This is a genomic window from Pseudomonas hunanensis, from assembly GCF_013393325.1.
GTDB lineage: Bacteria > Pseudomonadota > Gammaproteobacteria > Pseudomonadales > Pseudomonadaceae > Aquipseudomonas > Aquipseudomonas putida_P.
Genome location: NZ_QJRC01000073.1, coordinates 45,702 through 60,882, shown reverse-complemented (window position 1 = coordinate 60,882; position 15,181 = coordinate 45,702). Strand labels below are relative to the sequence as shown.

Here is a 15,181-nt window from a genome sequence, read left to right as displayed (position 1 = left end):
GCACGCACTCATTCAATTCGGTACAACGTGGAAAACGACTGCAACGAAAGCGGGCTCAACGTGCCCGCCATTCCCCCAGGCGGCTGCGCAGGCGCGCGGCACACTGGCTGTGCAACTGGCTGACCCGCGACTCGCTGACACCCAGTACCTCGCCGATTTCCTTGAGGTTCAGCTCTTCGTCGTAGTACAGCGCCAGCACCAGGCGCTCACGCTCCGGCAGGTTGGCGATCGCCTCGGTCAGGGCAACCTGGAAGCGCTCGTCTTCCAGGCCACGCGCAGGTTCGACCTGGCCACTGGCGCCATCCTCATGCAGCCCTTCGTGCTCGCCGTCCTGCAACAGGTCGTCGAAGCTGAACAGGCGGCTGCCCAGGGTATCGTTCAAGATCCCGTAGTAATCATCGAGACTCAATTGGAGTTCGGCAGCAACTTCATGATCTTTAGCGTCACGGCCAGTTCTAGCCTCAACCGCACGCATCGCGTCACTGACCATACGGGTGTTGCGGTGTACCGAACGCGGCGCCCAATCGCCTTTGCGCACTTCGTCCAGCATGGCCCCGCGGATGCGGATGCCGGCGTAGGTTTCAAAGCTGGCGCCCTTGCTGGCGTCGTACTTGTTGGCCACTTCCAGCAGGCCGATCATGCCGGCCTGGATCAGGTCCTCGACCTGGACGTTGGCCGGCAAGCGCGCCAACAAGTGGTAAGCGATGCGCTTGACCAGCGGGGCGTAGCGTTCGATCAGCTCGTACTGGGCGTCTTTCGCCGCCCGGCTGTACATCTTGAAGCCGCTGGCGTTCATAGCACGGGTCCCGCGCTGGTGGGTTGCACCAGACGCTCGACAAAGAACTCCAGGTGGCCGCGCGGGTTGGCAGGCAGCGGCCAGCTGTCGACCTTTTGCGCAATCGCCTTGAAGGCCAGCGCACACTTGGAGCGAGGGAAGGCTTCGTAGACGGCGCGCTGCTTCTGCACCGCCTTGCGCACGCACTCGTCGTACGGCACGGCGCCCACGTACTGCAGGGCAACGTCAAGGAAGCGGTCGGTGACTTTGGTCAGCTTGGCGAACAGGTTGCGCCCTTCTTGCGGGCTCTGCGCCATGTTGGCCAACACACGGAAACGGTTCATGCCGTAGTCGCGGTTGAGCAGCTTGATCAGGGCGTAAGCGTCGGTGATCGAGGTAGGCTCATCGCACACCACCAGCAGGACTTCCTGGGCGGCGCGAACGAAACTGACCACCGACTCGCCGATACCCGCAGCGGTATCGATCACCAGCACATCGAGGTTGTCGCCGATTTCACTGAACGCCTGGATCAGCCCGGCATGCTGGGCCGGGGCCAGGTGCACCATGCTCTGGGTACCCGACGCTGCCGGCACGATGCGCACACCGCCAGGGCCCTGCAGCATCACATCACGCAGCTCGCAGCGCCCTTCGATGACATCGGCCAGGGTACGTTTGGGGGTAAGGCCCAGCAACACGTCGACATTGGCCAGGCCCAGGTCGGCGTCCAGCAGCATGACCCTGCGGCCAAGCTCGGCCAGCGCCAGGGACAAGTTCACTGAAACGTTAGTCTTGCCGACGCCACCTTTGCCGCCGGTCACGGCGATCACCTGTACGGGATGCATGCTACCCATGTCTGTTCTTTACCTTGTCTCGCTGGGACTCAGGCCACACGTAGGGCAATTCTGCGTGCCCCTTGGCATAGCTACTTTGCACACGCTTCATGCTCAACCCGCTCGCCGTGGGTTGTGATAGAGATCAGCGAACATGTCGGCCATGGCCTCTTCGCTGGGCTCGTCCTGCTGCTGCACATTTACCGCGCGGGTGACCAGTTGGTGGCCCCGCGGCAGGTGCAGGTCGTCAGGAATGCGCGGGCCATCGGTAAGGTAGGCCACGGGCAGTTCATGACTGATGGCAAGGCTCAGCACGTCGCCAAGGCTTGCCGTTTCATCGAGTTTGGTCAGGATGCAGCCGGCCAGGCCACAACGCTTGTAGCTGTGGTAGGCAGCGGTCAGCACCTGCTTCTGGCTAGTGGTAGCCAGCACCAGGTAATTCTTAGCGGCGATGCCACGCCCGGCCAGGGTTTCCAGCTGCATGCGCAGCGCCGGGTCGCTGGCCTGCAGGCCGGCGGTATCGATCAGCACCACGCGCTTGCGCAGCAACGGCTCCAGCGCGGCTGCCAGCGACTGGCCTGGGTCGACGTAGGTCACCGGTACATTGAGAATGCGACCGAGGGTCTTGAGCTGCTCCTGAGCGCCGATACGGAAGCTGTCCATGCTCACCAGCGCCAGGTTCTGCGCGCCGTACTTGAGCACGTAGCGCGCAGCCAGCTTGGCCAGGGTGGTGGTCTTGCCCATGCCGGCCGGGCCGACCATGGCGATGACCCCGCCCTCTTCGATCGGCTCGATTTCAGGAATCTCGATCATCCGTGCCAGGTGCGCCAGCAGCATGCGCCAAGCCTGGCGCGGCTCTTCGATCTCGGCGGTGAGGTCCAGCAGCTCGCGGGCGATAGGCCCGGACAAGCCGATGCGCTGCAGGCGGCGCCAAAGGTTGGCCTGCTGCGGCTTGCTGCCCTGCAACTGGGTCCAGGCCAGCGAGCCGAGCTGCACTTCCAGCAGCTCGCGCAGGCCCGACAGCTCGGAGCGCATGGCATCGAACAGGCGCGGGTCGACCGGCGCGGCAGCCGGCGCAGCGGCAACCTCAGGGGTATCGACGTGCGGCTCGATCAACGGTTCGGCAGCGGTCAACGACTGCCCGGCGAACAATTGGCGGTTGTTGTCGCTGCTGTCCTGACGGTGGTCCAGCTCGGCCTGGGCAGTGGCGATGCGCGTATGGGTCTTGCGCAGCTCTTCTTCCAGCTCGGCGTTGGGCACGCGCGGGGCCAGGGCGGACAGCTTGTAGTCCAGCGCGGCCGTCAGTTCGACACCACCGGCAATGCGGCGGTTGCCTATGATCGCGGCATCGGCGCCCAGCTCGTCACGGACCAGCTTCATGGCCTGACGCATATCGGCGGCGAAAAATCGCTTAACTTGCATTATCCACTACCTCAGCCGTTAGGGCCCACGGTGGCAACGATGGTGACTTGCTTGTTGTCCGGTATTTCCTGATACGCCAGAACATGCAAATTCGGTACAGCCAGGCGACCGAAACGCGACAGCATGGCGCGGATCGGGCCGGCGACCAGCAGGATGGCCGGCTGGCCCTGCATTTCCTGGCGCTGGGCCGCTTCGATCAGCGAACGTTGCAGCTTCTCGGCCATGCTCGGTTCCAGAAGAACACCCTCTTCCTGACCCTGCCCGGCCCTTTGCAGACTATTGAGCAAAATCTGTTCCAACCTTGGCTCCAAGGTAATCACTGGCAGCTCCGACTCAACGCCGACAATGCTTTGCACGATGGCGCGACACAATCCGACGCGCACCACCGCCACCAGCGCGGCGGTATCTTGACTCTTGCCGGCGTTGTTCGCGATGGCCTCGGCAATACTGCGAATATCGCGCACTGGCACCTGTTCCGACAACAGCGCTTGCAGCACCTTGAGCAGCCCCGACAAGGAAATGACACCCGGCACCAGCTCTTCTGCCAGTTTAGGCGATGCCTTGGCCAGCACCTGCAGCAACTGCTGAACCTCTTCGTGGCCGATCAGCTCGTGGCAATGCTTCTGCAAGATCTGGTTGAGGTGAGTGGCCACCACGGTGCTTGCGTCGACCACGGTGTAGCCCAGCGACTGCGCCTGCGAGCGCTGCCCAACGTCAATCCACACGGCTTCCAGGCCAAACGCCGGGTCGCGCGCAGCAATACCGTTGAGGGTGCCGAACACTTGCCCTGGGTTGATCGCCAGTTCGCGGTCCGGGTAGATCTCGGCCTCGGCCAGGATCACCCCCATCAGGGTCAGGCGATAGGCACTGGGTTGCAGGTCGAGGTTGTCACGAATGTGCACGGTAGGCATGAGAAAGCCCAGGTCCTGCGACAGCTTCTTGCGCACGCCCTTGATTCGCGCCAGCAACTGGCCGCCCTGGTTGCGATCGACCAGCGGAATCAGCCGGTAGCCGACTTCCAGGCCGATCATGTCGATCGGCGTGACGTCGTCCCAGCCCAGCTCCTTGGTTTCCAGCGCACGCTGCGGCGACGGCAGCAGGTCCTGCTGGCGCTGCGCCTCTTCCTGGGCCTTGGCCTTGACCTGCTGCTGCTTCTTCCACACCAGGTAGGCGCCGCCACCGGCCAGCAGGCCGAGGCTCAGGAACGCCACATGCGGCATGCCTGGCACCAGCCCCATGACGATCATCAGTGCGCCAGACACCGCCAGCGCCTTGGGCGAATCGAACATCTGCCGGTTGATCAGCTTGCCCATGTCCTCGGAGCCCGAGGCGCGGGTGACCATGATCGCAGCGGCGGTGGACAGCAACAGTGATGGCAATTGCGCCACCAAACCGTCACCAATGGTCAAAAGCGCGTACACCTTGCCGGCATCGCCGAAGCTCATGCCGTGCTGCAGCATACCGATCAGCATGCCACCGATCAGGTTGATGAACAGGATCAGCAAGCCGGCGATGGCGTCGCCGCGCACGAACTTGCTGGCGCCGTCCATCGAACCGTAGAACTCGGCCTCCTGCGCCACTTCGGCACGGCGGTGCTTGGCCTGGGCCTGGTCGATCAGGCCGGCGTTGAGGTCGGCGTCGATGGCCATCTGCTTGCCGGGCATGGCGTCCAGGGTGAAACGCGCACTCACTTCCGAGATGCGCCCGGCACCCTTGGTCACCACCACGAAGTTGATGATCATGAGGATGGCGAACACCACGCCACCGACCACGTAGTTACCGCCGATCACCACTTCACCGAAGGCCTGGATCACCTTGCCGGCGGCGCCATGGCCTTCCTGACCGTGCAGCATGACCACGCGGGTGGAAGCCACGTTAAGCGCCAGGCGTAAAAGCGTGGCCACCAGCAGGATGGTGGGAAAGGCTGCGAAGTCGAGCGGGCGCAGGGCGTACACGCAAACCAGCAGCACCACGATCGACAAGGCGATGTTGAAGGTGAAGAACACGTCGAGCAGGAACGGCGGTATCGGCAACATCATCATTGCCAACATCACCAGCAGCAACAGCGGCACACCCAGGTTGCCCCGGCCGAGCCCGGCCAGGTTGTTACGGGCGTTGCTGATTAACTGAGTGCGATCCACCGCGAGTCCTCTTGATGCAAAACTTTGACGCCCAGGGGGCGCCTGGGCGAGGCTCTGCAAGAAGCCTTCCAACTTTGCTCGGTGAGTGGTCGCCTCAAGATTTTTTACGCCTGTGGGATCGAGCGCCGCCCGCGTGGCGCATCAGCTGTCGCGGCGCAGGTCCGGCGGGATCGGCAGGTCGTCTTTCAACGGCTCAGGGCGCTTGCCCTTGCCGGAGCGGTACTGACGGATCTGGAACACATAGGCCAGCACTTGAGCCACGGCCAGGTACAGGCCGGCAGGGATTTCCTGTTCAACCTCCGTGGAGTAGTAAATCGCCCGCGCCAGCGCTGGTGACTCGAGGATCTGGATCTTGTGCTCCACGCCGATTTCACGAATCTTCAAAGCCATGAAGTCGCTACCCTTGGCCAGCAGCAGCGGCGCCGCTCCGCCCTTCTCCGGGTCGTACTGCAACGCTACCGCATAGTGCGTCGGGTTGGTGATGATCACATCGGCCTGCGGCACCGCCGCCATCATGCGCCGCTGCGACACCTCGCGCTGCAACTGACGAATGCGCTGCTTGACCTCGGGCTTGCCCTCGCTGTCCTTGTACTCGTCGCGCACTTCCTGCTTGGTCATTTTCATTTTCTTGTGCGTCTGGTACAGCTGGAACGGCACGTCCGCCGCAGCGATCAGCAGCAGCCCGGCCGACATCCACAAGGCGCTCCAGCCCACCACCTGCAGGCTGTGGATGATGGCCTGCTCCAGCGGTTCATTGGCAATCGACAGCAAGGCCTGGCGGTCGTTGGACAGCACCACCACCGCCACGATCAAGATCACGAAAAACTTGGCCAGCGCCTTGAGCAGCTCGGTCAAGCTGTTCATCGAAAACATGCGCTTGATCCCGGACAGCGGGTTCATGCGGCTGAATTTTGGCTGCAGCAGGCTGCCGGAAAACAGAAAACCACTGAGGGCAATGGGCGCTACGAAAGAAATAACGAACAGCAGGATCAAAACCGGCTGCACCGCCCATATCGCCATTTTTCCCGAGGCCAGCAGGAACGCGCCCATGGCCCGTTCGTCGACGATGACCTCGCGAGTCAGGCTAAAATTCATGCGCATCATGCTCAGCAACGTCTCGGCCAGGTGGCCGCCAAACGCCAACAGGCCGCCGGCGCCCGCCAGGGTCACCGCCACCGTGTTCAGCTCCTTGGAGCGGGCGATTTCGCCTTTCTCGCGAGCATCGCGCTTGCGCTTCTCGGTGGGGTCTTCTGTCTTGTCCTGACCGCTCTCGCTTTCCGCCATGCTCAGCGCGCCCTCGCCAGTTCACGCAGCCATTGCAGCGTCTCGCTGGCCAATGCCTGATAGTGGGACAGCACATCGGCCAGGCCTACCCAGAAGATGAACATACCCAGCACCAGGGTAAGCGGGAAACCGATGGAGAAGATATTCAACTGCGGCGCGGCACGGGTCATCACGCCAAAGGCGATGTTCACCACCAGCAACGCGGCGATCACCGGCAGAATCAGCAGCAGGCCGGCGGCAAACACCCAACCCATGCGCCCGGCCAGTTCCCAGAAGTGGTTGACCACCAGTGCACTGCCCACCGGCAACGTGGTAAAGCTCTCGGTCAGTACCTCGAAAACCACCAGGTGGCCGTTCATCAACAGGAACAGCACGCTCACCAGCATGGTCATGAACTGGCTGATCACCGTGACGTTGACGCCGTTGGCAGGGTCGACCATCGAGGCGAAGGCCATACCCATCTGCACCGCGACGATCTGCCCGGCAATCACGAAGGCCTGAAACAGCAGCTGCAAGGCTAGGCCGAACAGCGCGCCGACGATGATCTGCTCGGCGCACAGCAACAAACCGCGCAGGCTCAGCGGGTCGAACTCAGGCAGCGGCGGCAGCGCCGGCACGATCACCACGGTAATCGCCACCGCCACGTACAGGCGTACCCGCGCAGGTAACATGCGAGTACCGAAGATCGGCATGGTCATCAGCACCGCGGTCACCCTGAACAACGGCAGGATGAAGGTGGCGACCCAGGTGCCGATCTGCGTATCGGTCAGTTCCAGCATCGCCGCATCAACCAATGAGCTGCGGGATGTTGGTGTAAAGGGTGGTGATGTACTCCATGAACTTCTGCACCAGCCACGGCCCGGCGACGATCAACGTGATCAGCATCACCAACAGGCGCGGCAAAAAGCTCAGGGTCTGTTCGTTGATCTGCGTGGCAGCCTGGAACATCGCCACCACCAGGCCCACCAACAGGCTAGGCACAACCAGCACAGCAACCATCAAGGTGGTCAGCCACAGGGCGTCACGGAACAGGTCGACAGCTACTTCAGGTGTCATCGGCGGCTCTCCTTGACGGCGTCAGACGCCGCCGAAACTGCTGGCCAGGGTGCCCATGATCAGCGCCCAGCCATCCACCAGCACGAACAGCATGATCTTGAACGGCAGCGAGATGATCAGCGGCGACAGCATCATCATACCCATGGCCATCAGCACACTGGCCACCACCATGTCGATGATCAGGAACGGGATGAAAATCATGAAACCGATCTGGAACGCCGTCTTCAACTCGGAGGTGACGAACGCTGGCACCAGGATGGTCAGCGGCACCTGGTCGGGGCCGGCGATGTCGGTACGCTTGGACAGGCGCATGAACAGGTCGAGGTCGCTTTGCCGGGTTTGCGCCAGCATGAAGTCCTTGAGCGGCCCCTGGGCCTTGTCGATGGCCTGCTGGGCCGTCATCTGCTCCTTCAGGTAAGGCTGCAGGGCGTCCTGGTTCACCCGGTCGAACACCGGGGCCATGATGAACATGGTCAGGAACAGCGCCATGCCGGTGAGCAACTGGTTCGATGGCGTCTGCTGCAGGCCCAGGGCCTGGCGCAGGATCGAGAACACGATGATGATGCGGGTGAAGCTGGTCATCAGGATGACGAACGCCGGGATGAAGCTCAGCGCAGTCATGATCAGCAGGATTTGCAGGCTGACCGAATACTCCTGCTGCCCGTCCGCGGTATTGGACAGCGTAATGGCCGGGATCGACAGCGGGTCGGCAGCCAGGGCCAGTGGCGCGGCCAGCAGCAGCGCCAGAGTCAATAACGTACGCAGCGCGCCGCTCATCACTTGTTGTCCTTAGGGTCCTTGCCCATCAGCTCCATCAGCCGCTGGGCAAACTCCGGCGCCGCCTGACGGGCGCTTGCCGGTACTTCCACGGGTTCGGCCAGCACATGCAGCGCCTCGATGCTGCCGGGGGTATGGCCGATCAGGATCTGCTCCTTGCCCACCTGCACCAACAGCAGGCGGTCACGCGGGCCGATGGCACGGCTGCCGACAATCTCGATCACCTGCCCGCCCTTCACCGCCGTGCTCTGCAGGCGCCGCAGCAGCCAGGCCAGAAAGAAGATCAGGCCAACGACCAACAGCAGGCCGAAGACCATCTGCGCCAGCTGCCCGCCGAGGCTGCCAGGTGCCGCTACCGGGGTCGCCGCTGGCGTAGCCGCAGCCAGGCAGGCGTGGCTGCCAAGCAGCGCCGCTAGTGCCGCGAGGGCGCGCATCGTGCCCTTCACTCAGCGCAGCTTCTTGATACGTTCGCTGGGGCTGATCACGTCAGTCAGGCGAATGCCGAACTTTTCGTTGACCACGACCACTTCGCCATGGGCAATCAGTGTGCCGTTGACCAGCACGTCGAGGGGCTCGCCGGCCAGGCGGTCGAGCTCGATCACCGAGCCCTGGTTCAGCTGCAGCAGGTTGCGGATGTTGATCTCGGTGCTACCCACTTCCATGGAGATGTTCACTGGGATGTCCAGGATCACGTCCAGGTTAGGGCCTTCGAGGCTGACGTTTTCGTTCGGCTTCGGCGAACTGGCGAACTCTTCCATCGGCAGGCGACCAGAACCGCTGCTGCCAGCATCACCGCCCAGCAGCGCATCGATGTCGGCCTGCCCGGCCGAGCCGGTTTCTTCAAGGGCAGCAGCCCATTCATCGGCCAGTGCCTGGTCCTCTGCGGAGGTGATCTCGTTTTCGTTAGCCATGGTTTCCTCGACAGGCATTCAATTCGTTGTGAGCGACCGGCACGCCGTCAGCGGCGTTCGATCGGGTCGATAATCTGCAGGGCCAGGTTGCCCTTGTGCGAACCCAGGCGCGCCTTGAACGCCGGCACGCCGTTGGCGCGCAGCACCAAGTGCTCGGGCAGCTCCACCGGGATCACGTCACCCGGCTGCATGTGCAGGATGTCGCGCAGCTTCAACTGGCGCCGGGCGACCGTGGCGGTCATTGGCACGGCAACGTCCAGCACGTCCTCGCGCAGGGCCTTGACCCAGCGTTCGTCCTGGTCGTCCAGGTCGGACTGGAAACCGGCATCGAGCATTTCTCGCACCGGCTCGATCATCGAGTACGGCATGGTCACATGCAGGTCGCCGCCGCCACCGTCCAGCTCGATGTGGAAGGTGGACACCACCACCGCCTCGCTGGGGCCGACGATGTTGGCCATGGCCGGGTTGACCTCGGAGTTCATGTACTCGAAGGTGACCGGCATGATCGCCTGCCAGGCTTCCTTGAGGTCGACGAAGCACTGGTCCAGCACCATGCGCACCACGCGCAGTTCGGTTGGCGTGAACTCACGGCCTTCGATCTTGGCGTGGCGGCCATCACCGCCGAAGAAGTTGTCCACCAGCTTGAACACCAGCTTGGCGTCGAGGATGAACAACGAGGTGCCGCGCAACGGCTTGATCTTGACCAGGTTGAGGCTGGTCGGCACATACAGCGAGTGCACGTATTCGCCGAACTTCATCACCTGCACACCCCCTACGGCCACGTCGGCGGAGCGGCGCAGCAGGTTGAACATGCTGATGCGGGTGTAACGGGCGAAGCGCTCGTTGATCATTTCCAGGGTCGGCATGCGACCCCGCACGATACGGTCCTGGCTGGTCAGGTCGTAGCTTTTGATGCTGCCAGGCTCGGATGCACTCTCGGTCTGCACCAGCCCGTCGTCGACGCCGTGCAACAGGGCATCGATTTCATCCTGGGACAGCAGGTCCTGTACGGCCATTGCGGACTCCTACTGCAATACGAAATTGGTGAACAGCAACTGGTCGATGACCGGCTTGCCGACTTCTTTCTGCGCCACTTCCTGGACCACCGCAGTGGCCTTCTGGCGCAGCATCTCCTGCCCTACCGGGCTGCTGGCAAGGGTGTCGAAGCCTTGCCCGGAGAACATCATCACCAGGTTGTTGCGGATCACCGGCATATGCACCTTGAGCGCATCCAGGTCGGCCTGATTACGCGCCTGCATGGTGATGCTCAGCTGCATGTAGCGCTGGCGGCCGTTCTGGTTGAAGTTGACCACGAAGGCCGGGGTCAGCGCTTCGTAGATGGCCGCAGGCTTGACGTTGCTGGCTGCAGCGTCGGCGGCCGGGGCCGGCTCGCTCTTGTGCATGATGAACCAGGTAGCGCCCACCGAAAGGCCGATCGCCAGCAACAGGCCCACGACGGCCAGCAGGATCAGCTTGAGTTTGCCTTTAGTGGCGGGGTCTTTGACTGCTTCGCTCTTCGCCATGCCAATAATCCGTCGTCCATCGGGGGTTCAAGGGAGGATGGCTTGGCTTGAGCAAGTGTTATGCCAGATTTTGCAGAGGCTCGGTTTCACCAGGATCTGCAGCACCGCGTTCTTCGCGGGCGAGCCCGCGAAGAGGCCAGGTTAACGGCGGTCAGGCGTAGTAATCGACCGCGCTGTCGCCGACAACCACCTGCTGTTCCACAGGCCGCGCACTGTCGGCAACCTCAACCCCACCCTGTTCGCCCCGGCGCGCCGCCACCCCGGACAGATTGCTGCCCTGTGCCTGCCCCTGTTGCTGTTGCTGTCCGCGCGACTGGTCGGCCACGTTCACATCCGGTTGCGCCAGGCCCTGCTGGGCGAACAGTTCGCGCAGGCGGTGCACCTGGCTGTCGAGGGCATCACGCACGCCGGCGTGGCCGCTGATGAAGGTCACCTGGGTGGCCTGGTCCGCCGCAACATTGACGCGAATGTCCAGGCGGCCCAACTCTGCAGGCTCCAGCTGGATATCCGCCGACTTGAGGTTCTGGCTGGACAGGTACATGACCCGGTTGACCAGGCCTTCGGCCCAGGCATTCTGATTCATCGGCAACGGTTGATGCAGCGGGCTGGCATTGGCCGGCACGGCGTTGGCGGTCTTGGCCGTGACGGCCTGGGTCAGGCTGGCCAGGCGGTTGGCGAAATCATCGACACGGGTGTCGCTGCTGGCGCTCTTGGTGTCCTTCAGACCCTCTTCGACCAAGGCACCGAAGGCCTTGTCACCGGACTCGGTGCTATCACCTTCGGCATTCTCGACCAGATTCGCCAAGGTATTGACGGCTGCCCGCCCCTCTTCACCCTGGGCCTGAGTGGGGTCCAAGGCATGTGCAGAGGTAGCCCCCTTAGCCTGGGCACTGTGCTCCAGGGCCAGGCGCAGGGTCGGCAAGTTGGCCAGAGGGTCGGCATCCGGGTCGAAGGCCTCTTCGGCAGAAGGCTCTTCAGGCAACGTCGCGGCAACCTGGGCTTGCGCGGTGGCGGCCTGCAGCACCGGCGCTACCGCCTCGGCCTGGGCCTGGATCAGTTGCGCGCCGGGCTGGGCATCGGTGACTTGGCCGGCCACCAGGCTGGCATCACGCAGCCCGGTATCGGCCTGGGCGGCATCGTCTGCAGGCAATTTGTTGCCGTCATCGGCAACGGCGGTTTTGTCAGCGGGATCTTTCTTGCCGCTCGCTGCCGCCTCGGGTTTGTCCTTGGGCTTGGCCTGGGCGGCCTTGTCATCTTGCCCGGCAACCTTGTCGCGGCCCTGCCTGGCCATCACCTGGCCAAAGCCGTCGCCCTTGCCGCCAAACGCCTGCAGCGGCTTGTCCGCCTGCATGGCGGCCGAACGCGAGGTATTGGTAACGGCATTGGCTTGCAACAAAGGGTTGGGTGCGACAGGCATCGAGCGGTCTCCGCGCCAGAAACAAAAAAATCATCCGGACAGAGACAGGCAAGACTCGCGCCAACTCGCGAATCAGCCTGCGGAAATACGTTCTTGCTCACCACGGTAGAAGCGCTGCACCTCGACGAATTCCAGGTCGATGCGGCTGATCAAGTCTTCAATACCGTACAGCGGGGGCCGCCGTGCGCGCTCTTCCAGCTGTTGGCACAGGTTGGCCAGGGCCACCGCCCCCATGTTGCTGCTGCTGCCCTTGAAGCTGTGAGCGGCTGCACCCAGTTCTTCGGCACTTTGGGCCGCGTGCAGCTGGCCCAGGCGCCGTTCGGAGTCGTCGAGAAAGGTTTGTACCAACTGCAGGTAACCCTCTTCCATGACTTCACGCAGGTCGCTGAGTACCTTGTGGTCAATATGCAGGTCAGACACTTGTTCACTCCTTGATCAAGCCAGATTATGCCCGAGCCAGCTGGTGGCTCACCATACGAACTCCACTTGCGCGCAACGCCCGCCATCACTCCAGCGCGCGTCACTGGCCAACCGCCGAACCAGGTTCAGACCACGGCCGCTAAGCCCCTGATCCCGCGAGGGCCGCGCAAGTACCCGCTGCACGTCGAAGCCGGCACCGCTGTCGCGCACCTGAATCTTCAGACGGCCACCGTCGCCATGGGGTTCAACCTTGAAATCGATGCTTACAAAGCCGCCTGTCAACGACCCCAGGCGCCGCGCGCGCTCCTGATAATAGTCGGCAAAGCCCTGCACATCGCGCTTGAGCTGAGAATCCAGGCCCAGCACACCATGCTCCAATGCATTGGAATACAACTCGCTGAGCACACTGTGCAGGCTGCCGGTGCGCGCGCGCAGGCCGTGAATTTCCTGCAACAACTGCACCAGATACGGCACCGGATTGAAGCGCTTCAGGCTCTCGCCACGCACCTCGAAGCCCAGCGACCAGTCCAGCGGGCTGGAGCGGCCGCTATCAGAGTAGATCATCGGCGCCGGCACCCGCTCATCGGCGGTGAACATGCGAATATCGCACAAGCTGATGTCATCGCGTGGGCGCCCACCAAAGCGCTCCAGGGCCTGCATCAGTTCATCGAACAACTGCGCTGGGTCGCGGTTGTCGGCCAGCACCTGACGTAGGCGCTGCACGCCAAACAAGCGGTCCTGGTCGTCGGCGGTATCGAGTACGCCGTCCGACAGCAGCAACAGGCGCTCGCCCGGCGCCAGCGGCAACACTTCAGTGCTGTCATCGAAGCGCTCGGCAGCGAGAATGCCCAGCGGCAGGTGCCGTGAATTCAGCACCGACAGCACCTGGCCATCCACCGACAGGCGATAACCATCAGGCATGCCGCCATTCCAAACCTCCACCGAACCGCGCTGCATACTGAGGTTGAGCAGTAGCGCGCAGCAGAACATGTCCACTGGCAGGATACGTTTGAGCTTGGCGTTCATCTCGCGCAGGATCTGCGCCATACCGTAGCCCTTGGCGGTCATGCCGTAGAACACCTCGGCCAGTGGCATGGCGCCGACCGCCGCCGGCAAGCCATGCCCAGTGAAATCGCCGAGCAGTACGCGCATATCGCCGGCCGGGGTAAACGCTGCCAGCATCAGGTCGCCATTGAACAGCGCGTAGGGCGATTGCAGGTAGCGGATGTTGGGCGCGCCAAGGCAGCCGGAGTGGGCCACCTTGTCGAACACTGCCTTGGCCACCCGCTGCTCGTTCAGCAGGTGGTGATGGTGCCGGGTAATCTGGTCGCGCTGCTCCAGCACAGTGGCCTGCAACCGGCGCAGGCGGTCCATGGCGCGTATCTTGGCGGCGAGGATCACCGCGCTGTAGGGTTTGGCCATGAAGTCATCGCCACCCGCTTCCAGGCAGCGCACCAGGCCTTCCTCCTCGTTCAGCGAGGTCAGGAAAATGATCGGCACCAGCGCTTCGCCCGCCAGGGCCTTGATTTGCCGCGCCGCCTCGAAGCCGTCCATCACCGGCATCAGCGCATCGAGCAGCACCAACTGCGGGCGCCGCTCGATGAACAGCGCTACCGCCTGCTCGCCGTTTTCCGCGGTGACGACCTGGTGGCCCTGACGGCGCACGATCTGCGCCAACAACAGGCGGTCGGCGGCCCCGTCCTCGGCGACCAGCACGGTCAACGCCTGTTCGGCCGGCATGTCGGCGCTCAACTGATATCGAAGAGTTTTTCGAAATTGGAAATGGCGAGGATCTTGCGCACGTCAGAGCTGGCATGCACCACCCGCACATCGGACTCATCGCCGCCCGCGTGGTCGCGCAGCAACAGCAGCATGCCGAGCGCGGAACTGTCGAGGTAGGTGGTGTCCTTCAGGTCGACGACCACCGAATCGGGCCGATCGGGCTGACGTTCGTAGGCGTCGCGAAATTCCTGATGCTTGCCGAAATCGAAGCGACCCTTGACCTTGATCGTCAGCTTTTTCCCGTCCTGCGAAAAATCAGTCTCGACTGCCATGCTAGCGATTCCTTCGATGATGGCGGATGCAACTCCTTAAGGTTTAGCAGGCGATGCCGGGGGTGACAAGTGCTCGGCACAGGCGCAGAAAGTGCCAGGGCAAGCACCCGAGACCTATAAATGACTCTGCCGAGGCAGGCGCTGGGACAGTTCGTCCAGCAACCGCTGCTCACGCTTGTCTTCAGCGCGCCGGGCTTCGTCCTTGTAGCGCTGCACCAGCTTGCGCAACCCCTCCACCCGGGCATAGGCCTGCTGCCAGACACCACGGGCGTTGTTGAGGTTGTTCTGATGCCAGACCAGGCTTTGCCGCTGCTGGGTCATGGCCGCTTCCAACTGCCCAAGAAAACGCTGGTAGTTGACCAGCCAGCTGCCATTGACGCCCTGCCCGCCGCGGTTGATCCACTGCAACTGGTAATCCTCGCGAAAGCGCTCCAGCTCGGCCAGCTTGGCCTGGGCCGTGACCACCTGCTGCTGGAAGTGCCCAAGGCGCTGAGCCGCCTTGCGCTCGGCCTCTTCGGCCATGTCCACCACCGGCGCCAGGCGCGCGGCGCGTCCGGGCAGCGCCATGGCT

General features: G+C 63.1%; 17 protein-coding genes. All 17 read right to left on the bottom strand.

The features are described from left to right. Window positions 1-55 precede the first annotated feature (55 nt). Entirely contained in the window at window positions 56-796 is a 741-nt protein-coding gene (fliA, locus tag DM807_RS06550) for an RNA polymerase sigma factor FliA (RefSeq protein WP_012273491.1), read from the bottom strand. Beyond that, window positions 793-1,626, bottom strand: coding sequence for a flagellar synthesis regulator FleN (gene fleN, locus DM807_RS06545; RefSeq protein ID WP_012273492.1), 834 nt, complete (start codon window positions 1,624-1,626; stop codon window positions 793-795). The genes fliA and fleN overlap by 4 nt, the downstream gene beginning before the upstream one ends. Before the next feature lie 93 nt (window positions 1,627-1,719). Beyond that, window positions 1,720-3,027 (bottom strand): flagellar biosynthesis GTPase FlhF, encoded by a 1,308-nt coding sequence (gene flhF, locus DM807_RS06540; RefSeq protein ID WP_012273493.1) that lies wholly within the window; start codon window positions 3,025-3,027, stop codon window positions 1,720-1,722. Between the two features lie 11 nt (window positions 3,028-3,038). Then, window positions 3,039-5,168, bottom strand: a complete 2,130-nt coding sequence (gene flhA, locus DM807_RS06535; protein ID WP_012273494.1) for a flagellar biosynthesis protein FlhA — start codon at window positions 5,166-5,168, stop codon at window positions 3,039-3,041. 141 nt (window positions 5,169-5,309) lie between these two features. After that, window positions 5,310-6,452, bottom strand: coding sequence for a flagellar biosynthesis protein FlhB (flhB, locus tag DM807_RS06530; RefSeq protein WP_012273495.1), 1,143 nt, complete (start codon window positions 6,450-6,452; stop codon window positions 5,310-5,312). A gap of 2 nt (window positions 6,453-6,454) precedes the next feature. Further along, window positions 6,455-7,231, bottom strand: coding sequence for a flagellar biosynthetic protein FliR (gene fliR / locus DM807_RS06525; protein ID WP_012273496.1), 777 nt, complete (start codon window positions 7,229-7,231; stop codon window positions 6,455-6,457). 7 nt (window positions 7,232-7,238) lie between these two features. Continuing rightward, window positions 7,239-7,508 carry a flagellar biosynthesis protein FliQ gene (gene fliQ, locus DM807_RS06520; RefSeq protein WP_012273497.1) on the bottom strand — a complete coding sequence of 90 codons (270 nt, stop codon included), beginning with the start codon at window positions 7,506-7,508 and terminating at the stop codon, window positions 7,239-7,241. Window positions 7,509-7,529: 21 nt separating this feature from the next. Further along, on the bottom strand, window positions 7,530-8,285 hold the full coding sequence (fliP, locus tag DM807_RS06515) for a flagellar type III secretion system pore protein FliP (RefSeq protein ID WP_060514507.1): 756 nt from the start codon (window positions 8,283-8,285) through the stop codon (window positions 7,530-7,532). Beyond that, window positions 8,285-8,719 (bottom strand): flagellar biosynthetic protein FliO, encoded by a 435-nt coding sequence (fliO, locus tag DM807_RS06510; RefSeq protein WP_012273499.1) that lies wholly within the window; start codon window positions 8,717-8,719, stop codon window positions 8,285-8,287. The genes fliP and fliO overlap by 1 nt, the downstream gene beginning before the upstream one ends. 12 nt (window positions 8,720-8,731) lie before the next feature. Further along, window positions 8,732-9,196, bottom strand: a complete 465-nt coding sequence (fliN, locus tag DM807_RS06505; RefSeq protein WP_012273500.1) for a flagellar motor switch protein FliN — start codon at window positions 9,194-9,196, stop codon at window positions 8,732-8,734. Window positions 9,197-9,243: 47 nt separating this feature from the next. Then, window positions 9,244-10,212, bottom strand: a complete 969-nt coding sequence (gene fliM, locus DM807_RS06500) for a flagellar motor switch protein FliM (RefSeq protein ID WP_012273501.1) — start codon at window positions 10,210-10,212, stop codon at window positions 9,244-9,246. A gap of 9 nt (window positions 10,213-10,221) precedes the next feature. After that, on the bottom strand, window positions 10,222-10,719 hold the full coding sequence (gene fliL, locus DM807_RS06495) for a flagellar basal body-associated protein FliL (protein ID WP_012273502.1): 498 nt from the start codon (window positions 10,717-10,719) through the stop codon (window positions 10,222-10,224). 151 nt (window positions 10,720-10,870) lie between these two features. Continuing rightward, window positions 10,871-12,136 (bottom strand): flagellar hook-length control protein FliK, encoded by a 1,266-nt coding sequence (locus DM807_RS06490; RefSeq protein WP_069942263.1) that lies wholly within the window; start codon window positions 12,134-12,136, stop codon window positions 10,871-10,873. A gap of 72 nt (window positions 12,137-12,208) precedes the next feature. Then, window positions 12,209-12,556: an Hpt domain-containing protein gene (locus tag DM807_RS06485; RefSeq protein WP_179027178.1), complete on the bottom strand. Its 348-nt coding sequence runs from the start codon at window positions 12,554-12,556 to the stop codon at window positions 12,209-12,211. A 48-nt stretch (window positions 12,557-12,604) separates the two neighbouring features. Then, on the bottom strand, window positions 12,605-14,296 hold the full coding sequence (locus DM807_RS06480) for a fused response regulator/phosphatase (RefSeq protein WP_179027177.1): 1,692 nt from the start codon (window positions 14,294-14,296) through the stop codon (window positions 12,605-12,607). An 8-nt stretch (window positions 14,297-14,304) separates the two neighbouring features. Beyond that, window positions 14,305-14,610 (bottom strand): STAS domain-containing protein, encoded by a 306-nt coding sequence (locus DM807_RS06475; protein WP_012273506.1) that lies wholly within the window; start codon window positions 14,608-14,610, stop codon window positions 14,305-14,307. 114 nt (window positions 14,611-14,724) lie between these two features. After that, entirely contained in the window at window positions 14,725-15,177 is a 453-nt protein-coding gene (fliJ, locus tag DM807_RS06470; protein ID WP_179027176.1) for a flagellar export protein FliJ, read from the bottom strand. Window positions 15,178-15,181: the final 4 nt, after the last annotated feature.